This is a genomic window from Streptococcus mitis (assembly GCF_009496285.1).
Lineage (GTDB): Bacteria > Bacillota > Bacilli > Lactobacillales > Streptococcaceae > Streptococcus > Streptococcus mitis_BP.
This window is the reverse complement of the sequence record NZ_WIJK01000003.1, coordinates 17083-32797: the sequence shown is the minus strand read 5'-3', so window position 1 is coordinate 32797 and position 15715 is coordinate 17083. Positions and strand designations below refer to the sequence as shown.

The 15715-nt window shown below is 38.4% G+C and carries 11 protein-coding genes; 10 read left to right on the top strand and 1 reads right to left on the bottom strand.

What is annotated here, in order from left to right; genetic code table 11:
- Positions 1–3: 3 nt before the first annotated feature.
- The 6 genes from tehB (at position 4) to prsA (ending at position 6822) form a co-directional block, all read left to right on the top strand.
- A complete protein-coding gene (tehB, locus tag GEZ89_RS01595) occupies positions 4–864 on the top strand; it encodes an SAM-dependent methyltransferase TehB (RefSeq protein ID WP_153224727.1) in 861 nt (286 codons plus the stop codon).
- A 203-nt stretch (positions 865–1067) separates the two neighbouring features.
- Positions 1068–2216, top strand: a complete 1149-nt coding sequence (locus GEZ89_RS01590) for a DUF1887 family protein (RefSeq protein WP_153224726.1) — start codon at positions 1068–1070, stop codon at positions 2214–2216.
- Between the two features lie 94 nt (positions 2217–2310).
- Positions 2311–3267 (top strand): competence protein CoiA, encoded by a 957-nt coding sequence (locus GEZ89_RS01585; protein WP_153224725.1) that lies wholly within the window; start codon positions 2311–2313, stop codon positions 3265–3267.
- Positions 3268–3285: 18 nt separating this feature from the next.
- The gene (gene pepF, locus GEZ89_RS01580; RefSeq protein WP_153224724.1) at positions 3286–5088 is read left to right on the top strand and encodes an oligoendopeptidase F; all 1803 of its coding nucleotides are present in this window, start codon (positions 3286–3288) and stop codon (positions 5086–5088) included.
- 5 nt (positions 5089–5093) lie between these two features.
- A complete protein-coding gene (locus GEZ89_RS01575) occupies positions 5094–5807 on the top strand; it encodes an O-methyltransferase (RefSeq protein WP_153224723.1) in 714 nt (237 codons plus the stop codon).
- Positions 5808–5880: 73 nt separating this feature from the next.
- A complete protein-coding gene (gene prsA / locus GEZ89_RS01570) occupies positions 5881–6822 on the top strand; it encodes a peptidylprolyl isomerase PrsA (protein ID WP_000728085.1) in 942 nt (313 codons plus the stop codon).
- Positions 6823–6869: 47 nt separating this feature from the next.
- On the opposite strand, the gene GEZ89_RS01565 is transcribed toward prsA, so the two are convergent.
- Entirely contained in the window at positions 6870–7208 is a 339-nt protein-coding gene (locus tag GEZ89_RS01565; RefSeq protein ID WP_153224722.1) for a helix-turn-helix domain-containing protein, read from the bottom strand.
- A 139-nt stretch (positions 7209–7347) separates the two neighbouring features.
- Between GEZ89_RS01565 and GEZ89_RS01560 the strand changes: the two genes are divergently transcribed.
- From GEZ89_RS01560 to trpX, 4 genes are all read left to right on the top strand, one after another.
- A complete protein-coding gene (locus GEZ89_RS01560; RefSeq protein WP_153224774.1) occupies positions 7348–10038 on the top strand; it encodes an SEC10/PgrA surface exclusion domain-containing protein in 2691 nt (896 codons plus the stop codon).
- 160 nt (positions 10039–10198) lie between these two features.
- Positions 10199–11410, top strand: coding sequence for a cell division peptidoglycan polymerase FtsW (ftsW, locus tag GEZ89_RS01555; RefSeq protein ID WP_075231639.1), 1212 nt, complete (start codon positions 10199–10201; stop codon positions 11408–11410).
- 25 nt (positions 11411–11435) lie between these two features.
- Positions 11436–14261, top strand: a complete 2826-nt coding sequence (gene ppc, locus GEZ89_RS01550) for a phosphoenolpyruvate carboxylase (protein WP_153224721.1) — start codon at positions 11436–11438, stop codon at positions 14259–14261.
- A 440-nt stretch (positions 14262–14701) separates the two neighbouring features.
- Entirely contained in the window at positions 14702–15700 is a 999-nt protein-coding gene (gene trpX, locus GEZ89_RS01545; RefSeq protein ID WP_153224720.1) for a tryptophan ABC transporter substrate-binding protein, read from the top strand.
- Positions 15701–15715: the final 15 nt, after the last annotated feature.

Sequence of the window (15715 nt, the reverse complement as noted above, 5' to 3'; positions counted from 1 at the left end):
TAAATGGAAAAACTAGTTGCCTATAAACGAATGCCAGTATGGAATAAAGACACCATGCCTGAAGCTGTTCAAAGAAAACACAATACCAAGGTCGGAACCTGGGGGAAGATTACCGTATTAAAAGGGGCTCTTAAGTTTATTGAATTGACTGAGGAGGGGGAAGTTATAGCTGAGCACCTCTTTGAAGCAGGTGCTGATAATCCGATGGCGCAACCTCAAGCTTGGCACAGAGTGGAAGCTGCCACAGATGATGTGGAATGGTACTTGGAATTTTATTGTAAAACAGAGGATTATTTCCCTAAGAAATACAATAGCAATCCAGTTCATTCGGAGGTTTTAGAAGCTATACAGACCGTGAAACCATGTAAAGCACTAGACCTGGGCTGTGGTCAAGGAAGAAACGCCCTCTTTCTCGCTCAACATGGATTCGATGTCACAGCTGTAGATCAAAATGAGTTATCCCTTGAAATCTTGCAAAGTATCGTAGAGCAAGAAGATTTAGAGATGCCTGTAGGTCTCTACGATATTAATTCAGCTAGTATTGGTCAAACTTATGATTTTATCGTATCAACGGTTGTTCTTATGTTTTTACAAGCAGATCGTATTCCAGCTATCATTCAAAACATGCAGGAACAAACCTCAATTGGAGGTTACAATTTGATAGTGTGTGCTATGGATACAGAAGATTATCCATGTTCAGTGAACTTCCCATTCACCTTTAAAGAAGGGGAATTGGCAAATTACTACCAGGACTGGGAGTTAGTGAAGTACAATGAAAATCCTGGTCATTTGCACCGTCGTGACGAAAATGGCAATCGTATCCAACTACGATTTGCGACCATGTTGGCTAAAAAGGTAAAATAAGCTAATAAAACGAATAGAGGATAGAAAAATCTTCTATTCGTTTTTCTATATAAAGATTTGAGAATGAATTATTGTAATTATGCTATACTAGAAGTGTAGAAAATGATTAAGACAATCTCTTAACCCATATTTCTATGAAGTTTATTCTAAGTAATTTTAAATTTTCTATACAACTAGCAAATTTTTAATAGGGAGGTAGCGATATGCCTAGTCTTTTAGTCGAACTTTTTGATCATCACACTATCGAGAAAAATGTTTATCAGACTTTTATTTGTGATTGTGATGAGGTTTTATTTCTCTCCTTGAAAAAAATTACAGAAGATGAAAGATTGGCCTTGAAACATTTTTTGCTGGATCAAGTTTCCCATGTAAAACAAGTGCATTTTCGGCAAATAAGTCTAGATAAGATTACGGATGATTTGAATCTTTTCTTGACTAACTATGATTCAGTGACCATCGATGTTTTTGGCGGAGATAATCTATTAGCAATGGTTCTTTATCAGTATGCTTTGGAGAGAAATATACCACTTCTTGCAATGGATGTTGACCATGGTCTACAGTATGACTGGAAGCTTGGGAAATTGGAGAAAAAGAACCTGGTGGTCCCAACTCTAACCATCCAGCAGTTGATTGCCCTACGTGGTGGTAAACTACTAAAGTCCAAGCAACCTTTCCATACGCCTAAACAGATTGCTGCTATCAAAAAACTGGCAAATTTTGCCCTTACAAATCCTGAAGAGTGGTTAAAAGTAACACAATTTTTTGCGCTGGCAAAGACGAGTAATATTCATTCTGAAACAGGAAAAGTGCTAGAGAATAATGGGAAACGTTATTATTACCCTAAATCTATCATTTCCTTATTAACAGATGCTGGCTTGCTCCATATTGAAGAGGAAACTTCTAAACACGTTAGTTATACTTTTTCTACCCCCGAGGCCCAACTGCTTTGTCGGAGCAAAGGCCATATTTTAGAACTCTATCTTTACCTTCTAGCGCTAGAGTCAGAGTATTTTGATGAATGTATGATTGGGGCTGAAATTGATTGGAATGGTATTTTCCCTGAGGCTGATAATGTACAAAATGAGATTGATGTTGTCCTTCGTAAAGGTAGGTCCATTGTTTTTATTTCCTGTAAAATGACAGACTTATCAGTAGAGGCTATAAATGAATTAAAACTTTATGCCACCCATTTTGCCGGGGAAAGTTGTCTAAAACTAATTGTTTGTTCTGGGAAAATAAATCCAGTATACATCAATCGTTGCCATGAATACGGAGTCTTGGTCATAAAAAATGATCAGATTTCTAACATCATTCCGATGTTGGAAAAGAAACTCAAAAGAAAAAGCAGATAAAAACTCTCTCTTAAGTCGTTAAATAATCTATGAAAAGGCTGTTTTTCTCAGCCTTTTTCTTATCCTTTTCGAATAAAGTAGAAAAGGAGGTTTTATGTTTTTAGCTAGAGATGAAAATGGGCACCTAGTCAATGCCTTAGAGGATGAACTAGTCAAACAAGCTTATTATTGTCCGGCTTGTGGAACGAGTGTCCGCTTGAGGAAAGGAAAAAACGTGCGTGCACATTTTGCCCATGAAAGTCTTAAAAAATGTGATTTTTTCCATGAAAATGAAGGACCAGAGCATCTGGAAAACAAGAAACGTTTATTTTATTGGGTTAAGAAGAATGATGAAGTTGAGATGGAATATCCCATACCTGAACTGAAGCAAATCGCAGATATCTTTATCAATAAGAAAATAGTTTTAGAAATTCAGTGTAGTCCCATTTCTTGTGAACTTTTACGGGAGAGAAGCAATGGTTATCGAAGTTTGAGTCTTCAAGTTCTTTGGCTACTAGGAGAAAAGCTCTGGCTAAGAGAGCGTCTAACTAAACTTCAGAGAGATTTTCTTTACTTTAGTAATAACATGGGCTTTCATCTATGGGAATTAGATCAGCAAAGGGACATACTACGCTTGAAATACATGATCCATCAAGATTTGAAGGGGAATCTTTATTATCAAATAAGGGAGTTTCCTTATGGGCAAGGCAATCTCATAGAGATTTTACGGCTTCCCTATCAGAAGCAAAGAATAGCAAGTATGGATGTATCACAAGATGAAACAATTTGCGACTATATTCGCCAACAGCTCTATTATAAAAATCCTTACTGGATGAGGAAACAGGGGGAGGCTTATGCTCAGGGGAAGAATCTACTGAATTTGGATGTTCAAGATTGGTTTCCCCAAGTAAGGCCTATAGAAAAAGGTCAATTTTGCCAGATAACTATAGATTTGCAGGGCTATTACAAAAATTTTCAGGCCTATTATCAACAAAATCCCAAAACTGACACACAAAAGCTCTATCCCCCAGCTTTTTATCAGCAATATTTCTTAAAAAATGTGGTAAAATAGAAAGGATGGAGGAATCTTATGGTATTACAACGAAATGAAATAAATGAAAAAGACAAATGGGATCTATCAACGATCTTTGCTACTGATCAGGCTTGGGAAGAAGCCCTCAACCAACTGTCAGAGGAAGTGGAAACAGTTGACCAATATGTAGGTCATCTTTTAGACAGTGCTCAGAGCTTGCTTGAAATTACTGAACGTTCTCTAGAGTTAGAGCGCCAGTTGGAGAAGCTTTATGTCTATGCGCATATGAAAAATGACCAAGACACGCGCGAAGCTAAGTATCAAGAATACTATGCTAAGGCTATGACACTTTATAGCCAGCTGGATCAAGCTCTTTCTTTCTACGAGCCAGAGTTTATGAAGATTACTGAGGAACAAATGACTGCTTTCTTGGCTGCTGAACCTAAACTTGAGCTTTATAAACACTTTTTTGATCAGCTCTTACAAAAGAAAGATCATGTTCTTTCACAGCGTGAAGAAGAATTGCTTGCAGGAGCCAGTGAAATCTTTGGTTCGGCAAGTGAAACCTTTGCTATTCTAGACAATGCTGATCTTACTTTCCCTTACGTTTTGGATGACGAAGATAATGAAGTGCAGCTCTCTCACGGAACCTACGTACGTTTGATGGAATCAAAAAATCGAGAAGTACGTCGTTGTGCCTATGAAGCACTTTATGCGACTTACGAGCAGTTCCAGCACACCTATGCTAAGACTCTACAGACCAATGTCAAAGTCCAAAACTACCGTGCTAAAGTTCGCAATTATGAGAGTGCTCGTCAGGCTGCTCTTGCGGCTAACTTTGTACCAGAAAGTGTCTATGACAATCTAGTGTCAGCAGTTCGCAAACACTTGCCACTCTTGCATCGTTATCTTGCACTACGTTCAAAAATCTTGGGTATTCCAGACCTCAAGATGTATGATGTCTATACACCACTTTCTTCAGTAGACTACAGCTTTACTTACGAGGAAGCCTTAAAGAAGGCAGAAGAAGCTTTGGCAGTTCTTGGTGATGATTACTTGAGTCGAGTTAAACGTGCCTTTAGCGAACGTTGGATTGATGTCTATGAAAACCAAGGCAAGCGTTCAGGTGCATATTCAGGTGGATCATACGATACAAATGCCTTCATGCTTCTTAACTGGCAGGACAATCTAGATAATCTCTTTACTCTTGTCCATGAAACTGGACACAGTATGCACTCTAGCTATACTCGTGAAACCCAGCCATACGTTTATGGAGACTATTCGATTTTCTTAGCAGAAATTGCTTCAACTACTAATGAAAACATCCTGACAGAAAAATTATTGCAAGAAGTTCAAGATGATGCAACACGCTTTGCAATCTTAAACAACTTCCTAGATGGTTTCCGTGGTACAGTCTTCCGTCAAACTCAGTTTGCTGAATTTGAGCATGCCATCCACCAAGCCGACCAAAATGGTGAAGTCTTGACCAGTGAATTCTTAAATGAGCTTTATGCCGACTTGAATGAAGCATACTATGGTTTGAGTAAAGAAGACAATCCTGAAATTCAATATGAATGGGCCCGTATTCCACATTTCTACTACAACTACTATGTGTATCAATATTCAACAGGCTTTGCAGCAGCTTCAGCCTTGGCTGAAAAGATTGTTCATGGTAGCCAAGAAGATCGTGATCGCTATATCGATTACCTCAAAGCAGGGAAGTCAGACTATCCACTTAATGTCATGAGAAAAGCAGGCGTTGATATGGAGAAGGAAGACTACCTCAACGATGCCTTTGCTGTCTTTGAACGTCGTTTAGATGAGTTTGAAGCTCTTGTTGAAAAATTAGGATTGGCATAAGGCAGATGGTAAAGTCTTATAGCAAAAATGCCAATCACAATATGCGTCGTCCTGTTGTCAAGCATGAGATTGTTGAGTTTATGCGCCACAGACAAAAGCAGGTGACGGGTTCTCTAAAAGAGCTAGAAAACTTTGCTCGCAAGGAGAATATCCCTATCATTCCTCATGAAACCGTCGCTTATTTTCGTTTCCTTATGGAAACCATTCAACCAAAAAACATTTTAGAGATCGGTACGGCTATTGGATTTTCAGCACTTTTAATGGCAGAGCATTCACCCAAGTCAAAAATCACCACTATTGACCGAAATCCTGAGATGATTGGTTTTGCCAAAGAAAATTTTGCAAAATTTGATAGCCGCAAACAAATCACTCTCTTAGAAGGTGATGCGGTAGATGTCCTGTCAACGTTGACTGAGACCTATGATTTTGTATTTATGGATTCTGCCAAGTCCAAATACATCGTCTTTCTACCAGAAATCCTCAAACACCTCGAAGTAGGTGGAGTCATTGTCTTGGATGATATTTTCCAAGGAGGAGATATTGCGAGGGATATTATGGAAGTCCGACGTGGACAACGGACGATTTATCGTGGCTTGCAAAGATTATTTGATGCGACTTTGGACAATCCAGGATTAACCGCTACTTTGGTTCCTCTTGGAGATGGGATTCTCATGCTAAGAAAGAATCAAGCAGAAGTAGAACTGCCTGATATTGATTGATTTCAGATATTTTTAAGACAATTTGGTAAAATAGATAAGGTAAACCTTTATTTAGTATACAAAAGGAGTAAACATGAAGAAAAAACTAATGGCAGGAGCCATCACATTGTTGTCAGTAGCTACTTTGGCTGCTTGTTCAAACAGTTCTGAAGGAACTGACTTGATTAGCATGAAAGGCGATGTTATTACTGAGCATCAATTCTTTGAAGAAGTCAAAAATAATGCTACTGCTCAACAAGTCTTGCTGAATATGACCATTCAAAAAGTTTTTGAAAAACAATATGGTTCAGAAGTAAGTGATAAAGAAGTAGATGATGCAGTTGCAGAAGAACAAAAGAAATACGGTGATAGCTATCAAACGATTCTCGCCCGTTCAGGTATGACTGCAGAAAGCCGTAAAGCTCAAATTCGTACAAGTAAATTAGTTGAGTATGCTGTTAAGAAAGCTGCTGAAGCTGAATTAACAGATGAAAACTACAAAAAAGCTTTTGAAGAGTATACTCCAGAAGTAACGGCTCAAATTATTAAACTTGACAGTGAAGATAAGGCTAAGGAAGTTCTTGCCAAAGCAAAAGAGTCTGGAGCTGACTTTGCACAACTTGCAAAAGACAATTCTACAGACGAAAAGACAAAAGAAAATGGTGGAGAAATTACTTTTGACTCTGCATCAACAGAATTACCAGATGTAGTTAAGAAAGCAGCTTTTGCTCTTGATGTCAACGGAATTTCAGATGTTATCACTGCTCCAGGAACTCAAGCTTATACAAGTAGTTTCTACATTGTTAAGTTAACGAAGAAGTCAGAAAAATCTTCAAACTTGGATGATTATAAAGAAAAACTTAAAACAATCATTTTGACTCAAAAACAAAATGATGCAACCTTTGTTCAAGGTGTTATTAGTAAAGAATTACAAGATGCCAACATTAAAGTTAAAGACCAGGCCTTCCAAAATATCTTTACACAATACATCAAAGGCGAAACAACTTCTGACAGCAGCAGTAGCGCCTCAAACTAATAAAAAAACTATCTATCTTTCTTTTTTAGAAAGTAGATAGTTTTTTTCTATTGGACTTCTTTCAGAATTAGCAGTAGTGCATCTAGTACACGAGATCTTTGTTCTGTAGGAAGAAGTTTCAATTCGTCAATCAGACGGGATATTTTGGGGTCTTCTTCTTTCAGTTGGATATCAAAGAAAGTGTCTAAATCTACTTCTAATGCTTCCATGACTTTTTCTAGAGTTTGAATCTTTAAGTTTGTTGATAGATTTTCTAATTTGTAAACATAATTTGTTCCTAAGTCAGCCATTTCCTCTAATTGTTCTTGGGTATATCCTCTTTCTATTCTGAGTAAACGGATGCGTTTAGAAATGTAGTCTTGCAAATTACTTTTATTTTTGACCATGTAGTACCTCGCTACTTACATGATACAGTCAAACGACTGCATTTTTTAGACTTTAAATAGTTACATTTTAATAAAATGACTTTAAAAAGTTGTATATTGTGGTATAATGAAGGTATAAAAAAATAAAAAGGGGAAACCTATGAAAAAAGAATTGATTGCTTTGACTGCCATAGCAGCAACGTGCCTTGCAACAACTGTAAGTGCAAATGAGGTAGCTGAACCCAATGTAGATAATGCAGGTGGTGTTCGTACTGCTCAAACTGAGCCAGCGTTTAACATTACTGATGCTAAAACCGAACCAGCTTTGGTAGAGAAAGAAGCGCCTAAGAAAGTGGAAGTGAAAACTCCTACTAAGGAAGACGTTGCTGAACTTGGTGCTACTGCTAAACAAACCCAAGAAGATGCAGATAAGGCAAAAGAAGTCTTGGATCAAGCGAATGAAAATTCTGATAAGGCAGAAAAGAAAGTCGCTGACTTAAAACAAGCTAAAGACGATGCTCAAAAGACTGCTGACAAAGCAACACCTGAAGTTATCAAAGATGCTGAGAAGAAAGTGGAAACTGCTAAAGCAAAAGTTCCAACTGCTGAACAAGGGGTATCTTCTGCGCAAACTGAACAAGATGATGCAGACCGTAACGTTGCTATTCAAGGTAAAACAGTTGGTACTAAGCAAGCAGAAGTGACTCAAGCAGAAAATGGAGTTACTGATGCTAAAGCAGAAGTGAAAACTGCGGAGGATGCTTTGAATGGTGTTGGTCTTGCTGATGCTAAAGAAAAGCAAGACGCAGCGATTAAAGAAGAAGCTGCAAGCAAACAAGCACAAGAAGATGCACAAGCAGCTCTTGATGAAGCTAAGAAGTTGGATGGTGAGCTTGCTGACCAAATCACTAAAGCTGAAACAACTGTTAAAACTGCTACACAAGATGTAGAGCGTACTGAAAACGAAGCTAAAACTGCCAAAACAAACCGCGATAACGCTCTTGCAACTTATAACCAAGCGGTATCAACTCTTGATGCACTTCAAGATAGCTCTAAGAAACAAACCATTACTCTTTCACCAGCTTTCATTCAAGCAGTGAAAGAAAACATGGCTTATAACGACCAAGATACAAGTTCTTGGAGTTCGGAAGAACGTGATAAACGTACTATGGAGCTTTATGATAAAATCGTAAATGCACAAGTAGAAAACAAGAAACTCAACAAATATGTTCCAAGCAAAGCCGACCAAGCCGATAAAACTCGCTACGACATTAACAATCTCCCACAAGAGATTAAAGATGAGTTGAACTACTATGTAGTAGACCTTATCAACCAAATGCGTCGCCAACTTGGACTTTCAGATGTTGTTCTTTCAAAAACTTCTCTTGAATTTGCTGATAAGGTTGCTAAAGAGTATGTGAAAGCAAACTTCTCTAAAGCCATGAAAGATGACTACCGTGCTAAGGGTGGTGTCGGACACTACGCTGTCGGTATTAACAAGGTTGCCAAAGAATATGGCATGCCTACAACTGATGCAGAGGAAGAAAGCAAGGGTGAACAGTATTATGAAAATACTGTAACTACTTATGTTTACCATAACTTCGATGATGCTGATGGGGTTTACCGTAAGACTCTTGGTGAAATGAAAGAGAAGTTATACGAAGACCTTGTAATGCTCGTTTCAACTAAAGGTGATTATGGACATACACAGGGTATCCTACAATTTGACTATGCAAATGAAACTATCTACTTCGGTGGTGTAGCGCAAAGTAAGACTGATGATTTCTATACTACTCACTTCTTGACTGCTATTCGTAATGAAGAAGTAAAGGACTCTAAATGGGACAAAACTCCGATTGCAAACCCACTTAGCGATGAAGTGATTGAGCGTAAATTGAGCGTAGCTCGTCAAACGCTTGCTGATGCTATGACTGCTCGTGATAATACACAAGCTACGTTTGAAGCGAAAACAAAAGCAGAATCAGATGCTAAGATTGCTCTTACAAATGCTGAAGCTAATCTGACTGCCTTGAAGAAAGGTGAAAGTCCACTTGCGAATGCACAAAAGGCTTTTGATGCAGCAAAAGAACGTCATGATCAGGCAGTGGTAACTCTTTCTAATGCGAACGCTCTTGTTAACAATTTGACTGTTACACAGTCTGTAAAAGAAGAAGCTCTTACAAATGCGCAAGCAAAATTGAAAGACGCTGAGCAAGTTCTTAAAACTGCACAAGAAGCGCTTAAAGCAGAAGAAGATAAGATGAAAGAGCTTGAAGCAGTTGCTACAAGCAAAGCCCAAGTGGTATCTACTGCTAAGAAAGCACTTCAAGATGCTGAAAACGAAGTTAAACAAGCTGAAAAAGAGCTTGCAGACCTTAAAGGTGCGCATACTCGTTTGAACGAAGCGAAAGCAGAGCTTGAAAAAGCTGAAACTGAGCTTAAAGATGCTTACAAAGCACAAAACGAAGCTAAACTAGATTATGAAGTTAAGATCCTTGCAGCAGACCAAGCTCAAACTGCTTACGAAACTGCCAAAGCCAAATATGACGAAGCAGAAACAAAACGCTTGGTAGCCCTTGCAGATGCTAAACGTAAAGAGCTTGAAAAAGCAGGCTACCAACCAGTCCCAGTTTTGGATGAAAAGGGTAATATTGTTGATTATACGGTAGATAAAGTGACTGTAGGAACTAAAAATGATAAAACCTATCAAGCGCCTGCACAAGCTACAAATGCAAAAGCAGAACCTAAGAAACAGCTTCCAAATACAGGAACGAAAGAGTCAGGACTTTTAGCATTGCTTGGAGCAAGTGTTGGACTACTTGCTTTAGCTGGAAAACGAAAATATAGATAAAATAGAAAGGGCGTTACTGCCCTTTTTATGCTATATTTGAGTAAAATTCGAATGTTTATACTGTAAGAGTTTTTTTCTAGGCTAAAAAATGGTATAATAGCATGTAAAACTAGAAATAATAAGGGAAAATAAAAATATTTTTCCGAAAGATAGGTGACATATGAAAATAAGTAAAAGGCACCTGCTGAATTATTCCATTTTGATTCCTTATTTACTGTTATCCGTTTTAGGATTGATAGTAGTTTATTCGACAACTAGTGCGACCCTTATTCAGGAGGGGAAAAGTGCATTATATCTAGTGCGAAATCAGGGGATTTTCTGGATAGCCAGTTTATTCTTAATAGCCTTAATCTATAAATTAAAATTAGGATTTCTTCGTAATGAGCGGTTGCTCTTTATCGTTATGTTTGTCGAGTTGATACTCCTAGCTCTGGCACGGTTAATAGGTAGTCCCATCAATGGAGCATATGGCTGGATCAAGGTTGGTCCCATCACGATTCAACCAGCAGAGTATCTAAAGATTATTATCATTTGGTACTTGGCTCAGCGTTTTTCAAAACAACAAGATGAGATAGCAGTTTATGACTTCCAAGTTTTAACCCTCAATCAGTGGTTGCCAAGAGCCTTTAATGATTGGCGTTTTGTCCTCTTGGTCATGATTGGTAGTTTGGCAATCTTCCCTGACCTTGGAAATGCAACCATTTTGATTTTAGTATCCTTACTCATGTATACCATTAGTGGGATTGCCTATCGCTGGTTCTCAACTATTCTGGGCTTACTAGCTGGTGTCTCTATGATTTCCTTAACAGCCATTCGCTTTATCGGTGTTGAAAAATTCTCAAAGATTCCTGTCTTTGGTTATGTTGCCAAGCGTTTCAGTGCTTTTTTCAACCCCTTTAATGACCTAGCAGGATCTGGACATCAGTTAGCTAATTCTTATTATGCAATGGTTAATGGTGGCTGGTTTGGTCTTGGTTTAGGAAATTCCATTGAAAAACGAGGTTATCTACCAGAAGCCCATACAGACTTTGTCTTTTCGATTGTGATAGAGGAGTTTGGATTTGTAGGAGCTAGTCTTATTTTGGCTCTTCTATTCTTCTTGATTCTTCGTATTATTTTGGTAGGTATTCGAGCGAGAGATCCTTTCAACTCAATGGTGGCAATCGGTATTGGTGGAATGATTCTGATACAGGTATTCGTTAACATTGGCGGTATATCAGGCTTGATCCCTTCAACAGGGGTAACCTTCCCCTTCCTATCGCAAGGAGGAAATAGTCTCTTGGTGCTATCAGTAGCCATCGCTTTTGTGTTGAATATTGATGCCAGTGAAAAACGTGCCAAACTCTATCGCGAATTAGAAGCGCAACTCTAAGACATAATATAACAAGGAGAAAAAAATGTCTCTTCAAAAGTTAGAAAATTATAGTAACAAAACGGTCGTACAAGAAGAAGTGCAAATCTTGACAGATATGCTGGAAGATATCACAAAAAATATGCTTCCTGCTGAAACCTTTGATAAGATTATGCACTTGAAGGAACTTTCTTCAAAACTTGACTATCAAGGGCTAGATAAAGTAGTAACAGGGCTTTCAAATGATGAGATGGTCTACATTTCTAGATACTTCTCTATTTTGCCTCTTTTAATTAACATCTCAGAAGATGTTGACTTGGCTTATGAGATTAACCATCTAAATAATGTCGATCAAGACTATCTGGGTAAATTGTCAACAACTATTAAAATGGTGGCTGAAAAAGAAAACGCTGCTGAGATTCTTGAACACTTGAACGTGGTGCCAGTTTTGACAGCCCATCCAACTCAGGTTCAACGTAAGAGTATGTTGGATTTGACCACTCATATCCATACCCTTTTACGTAAATATCGTGACGTGAGAATGGGACTCATCAACAAAGAAAAATGGCATAATGATCTTCGTCGCTATATTGAGATTATCATGCAGACAGATATGATTCGTGAGAAGAAACTAAAAGTAACCAATGAAATCACTAACGTGATGGAGTACTACAATAGTTCCTTCCTACAGGCTGTCCCTAACTTGATGTTAGAGTACAAGCGTCTAGCAAAAGAACAAGGTATTGATCTTAAACAAGCCAAACCAATTACTATGGGAATGTGGATCGGTGGAGACCGTGATGGAAATCCATTTGTAACAGCTGAAACACTTATGCGTTCTGCTACTATCCAAAGTGAAGTGATCTTGAACTATTACATCAGTAAAATTTCTAGTCTTTATCGTACCTTCTCTCTTTCAACGAATTTATCAAAAACTAGCAAAGCTGTTGAAGAAATGGCTGCTCAGTCTGGAGATACATCCGTCTTTCGTGAGAAAGAACCCTATCGTCGTGCCTTTCATTTGATTCAGTCCAAATTGATTCAAACTCTCTTGAATTTAAAAGAATGGTCTGTTGTTGGCTCGTCAGCTGATGAACGTCATCCTGTTGAACGTCTTCTTGGTACTCAAGGGCATCAACAAGGAGTGATTACAGATTATATTAGCAATCGACTTTCAGGAGCTATTCAAGAACTGGCTGAAGATCGTCCACCATTTTACGAAACAGTTGAAGAGTTCAAAAAAGATCTATATACTATTAAGGATTCATTACTTGAAAACAAGGCAGAGTCCTTGCTTACAGGTGAATTTGCAGAACTTTTAGAAGCTGTAGAAGTCTTTGGTTTCTTCTTGGCTTCCATCGACATGCGTCAAGATTCAAGCGTCCACGAAGCCTGTGTAGCAGAATTATTGGCATCTGCTGGAATCAATGACCACTATAGTGATTTATCAGAAGATGAAAAATGTGACTTGCTATTGCATGAATTATTAGAAGATCCTCGAATCTTGTCTGCAACTCATGCTGAGAAGTCTGAACTTCTCGAAAAAGAACTGGCTATTTTCCAAACAGCACGTGAATTAAAAGACCGTTTAGGAGAAGATGTCATTCGTCAAACGATTATCTCTCATGCAACCAGCGTGTCAGATATGCTTGAGTTGGCTATCATGCTTAAAGAAGTCGGTCTTGTGGATGCTGAAAAAGCGCGTGTTCAGATTGTTCCTCTCTTTGAAACAATTGAGGACTTGGACCATTCTGAAGAAACAATGAGAAAGTATTTCTCTCTACCACTTGCTAAGAAATGGATTGCTTCTAAAAACAATTACCAAGAAATCATGCTTGGCTACTCTGATAGTAACAAGGATGGCGGTTATCTATCATCTTGTTGGACACTCTATAAGGCACAACAACAATTGACTGCTATTGGTGACGAATTTGGAGTCAAAGTAACCTTCTTCCATGGTCGTGGTGGTACCGTTGGCCGTGGTGGTGGTCCTACTTATGATGCCATTGCTTCTCAACCGCTCAAGTCAATTAAGGATCGTATTCGATTGACAGAGCAAGGAGAAGTTATCGGCAACAAATACGGAAACAAGGATGCAGCCTACTATAACCTTGAAATGTTGGTTTCAGCAGCTATCAACCGTATGATCACTAAGAAGAAGAGTGATACCAATACATCAAATCGCTATGAAGCTATCATGGATCAAGTGGTGGAACGCAGTTATGATATCTACCGTGAGCTTGTATTTGGAAATGACCATTTCTATGATTATTTCTTTGAATCTAGTCCAATCAAGGCTATCTCAAGTTTCAATATTGGTTCTCGACCAGCAGCTCGTAAAACAATCACTGAAATCGGTGGTCTACGTGCTATTCCTTGGGTATTCTCATGGTCACAAAGTCGTGTTATGTTCCCAGGTTGGTATGGAGTTGGTTCAAGCTTCAAGGAATTTATTGACCAAGATCCAAAAAATATTGAATTCCTTCGTGATATGTATCAAAATTGGCCATTCTTCCAGTCACTCCTATCTAATGTTGATATGGTCTTGTCCAAATCAAATATGAACATCGCCTTTGAGTACGCTAAACTGTGTGAAAGTGAAGAAGTACAAGCAATCTACTATACTATCTTGGATGAATGGCAGTTGACTAAGGACGTTATCTTGGCTATTGAAGGCCATGAGGAGCTGTTGGCAGAAAATACTTATTTGAAAGACAGTCTCAACTACCGCATGCCTTATTTCAATATCCTTAACTATATTCAGTTGGAATTGATTAAGCGTCAACGTCGTGGTGAGCTATCTTCAGATGAAGAACGATTGATCCATACAACTATCAACGGAATTGCTACAGGATTACGTAATTCAGGTTGATATAAGCTCCATTTTCCAAAAACCGTAGGAATTTTCGTAATTTTTTAAAATATTTTATGAAAACCCTTGACAAGTTTTAGTAAAATGATATAATTTAAGCATTCAGAAAGTAATCATTGAAATTTTTTAGAGAGTCTGTGGTTGGTGGAAACAGATAGGTGAAAGTGATGAAAATTGGGCTGAATGTTATTAAGAATTTGAAATCATAAGAATTCGGTGAGCACACCTTACAGTGCAACTCGTTTTAGCGAGTAAGAGCGATAGGACTAGTTCCTATAATTGAGGTGGCACCGCGCATCGACGTCCTCACACAATTTTTTTGTGTGAGGACTTTTTCTATGGGGAGGAAAAAATTATGGAAATCAAACGATGGCGACGCTTGGTTAAGCGATTTAAAAGGTAAAATTAGAAGTAAGTATTGAAAAATAAGGAGAAATAAAATGAATAAACGATTAATGGGAATTATCGTAGCATTAGCACTCGTAGTTGGAGGAAGCTTGGTATATTCTAGCTTAACGAAACAAGAAACTAAAACTGAGACAGCTAATAAAACAGCTAAGGTTGGTGTTCTTCAGTTTGTAAGCCACCCATCACTCGACTTGATTTACCAAGGTATCCAAGATGGACTTGCTGAAGAAGGCTATAAAGGTGACCAAGTTAAAATCGACTTTATGAACTCAGAAGGTGACCAAAGTAAGGTTGCGACAATGAGTAAACAATTGGTGGCAAATGGAAATGATGTCGTTGTTGGTATTGCAACACCAGCAGCTCAAGGTCTTGCAAGTGCAACAAAAGACCTTCCTGTTATCATGGCAGCTATCACAGACCCAATTGGTGCTAACCTTGTACAAAACTTGGAAAAACCAGGTGGGAACATCACTGGGGTGTCTGACCACAACCCTGCTGAACAACAGGTTGAATTGATCAAAACATTGACTCCTGATGTCAAGACGGTTGGAGCGCTTTATTCAAGTAGCGAAGATAACTCAAAATCACAAGTTGAAGAATTCAAAGCATACGCTGAAAAAGCTGGTTTGAAAGTAGAAACATTCGCAGTTCCTTCAACGAACGAAATTGCTTCAACAGTGAACGTTATGACTGGTAAAGTAGATGCAATCTGGGTTCCAATCGATAACACAATCGCATCTGCATTCTCAACTGTCGTTTCAAGCAATCAAACAGCTAAAAAACCAATCTACCCAAGTGCGACTGCCATGGTAGAAGCTGGAGGTTTGGCATCAGTCGTTGTTGACCAACACGATCTTGGTGTTGCTACTGGTAAAATGATTGCCAAAGTCTTGAAGGGTGAAAAACCTGCAGATACACCAGTCAATGTCTTCTCAACTGGTAAATCAGTGATCAACAAAAAAGTTGCTCAAGAACTTGGAATCACTATTCCTGAATCAGTTCTCAAAGAAGCTGGTCAAGTAATCGAATAAGAATGAAGGAGGAGT

Excerpts from the sequence above, each read along its gene's own strand:
- GEZ89_RS01575 (WP_153224723.1), top strand. The coding sequence starts at position 5,094 with ATGGTAAAGTCTTATAGCAAAAATGCCAATCACAATATGCGTCGTCCT.
- GEZ89_RS01560 (WP_153224774.1), top strand. The coding sequence starts at position 7,348 with ATGAAAAAAGAATTGATTGCTTTGACTGCCATAGCAGCAACGTGCCTT.
- prsA (WP_000728085.1), top strand. The coding sequence starts at position 5,881 with ATGAAGAAAAAACTAATGGCAGGAGCCATCACATTGTTGTCAGTAGCT.
- ftsW (WP_075231639.1), top strand. The coding sequence starts at position 10,199 with ATGAAAATAAGTAAAAGGCACCTGCTGAATTATTCCATTTTGATTCCT.
- tehB (WP_153224727.1), top strand. The coding sequence starts at position 4 with ATGGAAAAACTAGTTGCCTATAAACGAATGCCAGTATGGAATAAAGAC.
- pepF (WP_153224724.1), top strand. The coding sequence starts at position 3,286 with ATGGTATTACAACGAAATGAAATAAATGAAAAAGACAAATGGGATCTA.
- GEZ89_RS01590 (WP_153224726.1), top strand. The coding sequence starts at position 1,068 with ATGCCTAGTCTTTTAGTCGAACTTTTTGATCATCACACTATCGAGAAA.
- trpX (WP_153224720.1), top strand. The coding sequence starts at position 14,702 with ATGAATAAACGATTAATGGGAATTATCGTAGCATTAGCACTCGTAGTT.
- GEZ89_RS01565 (WP_153224722.1), bottom strand. The coding sequence starts at position 7,208 with ATGGTCAAAAATAAAAGTAATTTGCAAGACTACATTTCTAAACGCATC.
- ppc (WP_153224721.1), top strand. The coding sequence starts at position 11,436 with ATGTCTCTTCAAAAGTTAGAAAATTATAGTAACAAAACGGTCGTACAA.
- GEZ89_RS01585 (WP_153224725.1), top strand. The coding sequence starts at position 2,311 with ATGTTTTTAGCTAGAGATGAAAATGGGCACCTAGTCAATGCCTTAGAG.